Genomic DNA, 608 nt, shown 5'->3' with positions numbered 1-608 from the left:
CGGCCGCCCGCCGCCGACGCGGCCAGTGAGCGCGGCCGCGGCACCGTGCTGTTCGGGAAGCTGGCAGTCGACTGGGGTGTGTCTACCGGCCCGGACGACGGCAAGGACGTGTGGCTCGACGTCCCGCTGTGACCTCCACGAACGGGCCGCCCGGGAATGGACGGCCCATCGCGATGTCGATGCTGTGCCGGTCAGGGCTTCGCGGGCTGCGCTCCCGGAGGAGGCTGCCGCGCTCAGCGCCCGGCCGGCGCGTGCTAGGCGGGGTTGTACTCGATGACGAACGCCGCGCTCCACGGGTAGAACAGTTTCCACTGCATCGGGTCGGTCTCGCTGATGGCCCGCAGGCCGAACGTCATCTGGTTGCCGAGGGCACCGTTTGCCGCGGCCTGCAACTGCGACTGCAGCGCCGGCATGCTGTCACTCGACCAGTACATCACCATGTCCAGCTGTTGGGGGCCGCAGCCGCCGGTGCTGTTGGCGTGGCCGAACTGCGTGCCGATCGGCGTGTTCCACGTCGTGTCCGAGGAGGAGTTGTTCCAGGTCACCGATGCGGCACTGGACACGTTGGCGGTGCCGTACAGCTGCACCCCCGTCGGGCCGCAGCTGTA

The 608-nt window shown here is 69.7% G+C and carries 1 protein-coding gene; it reads right to left on the bottom strand.

Annotation, left to right across the window (positions count from 1 at the left end):
- Positions 1-254: 254 nt before the first annotated feature.
- On the bottom strand, positions 255-608 hold a 354-nt coding region (locus Dsi01nite_RS52705), incomplete at its 5' end, for a hypothetical protein (RefSeq protein ID WP_203854079.1).

Origin of the sequence: Dactylosporangium siamense (assembly GCF_016862795.1) — a bacterium.
GTDB lineage: Bacteria > Actinomycetota > Actinomycetes > Mycobacteriales > Micromonosporaceae > Dactylosporangium > Dactylosporangium siamense.
Note: the sequence above shows the minus strand (reverse complement) of the source record. Positions and strands in the feature narration are given on the sequence as shown.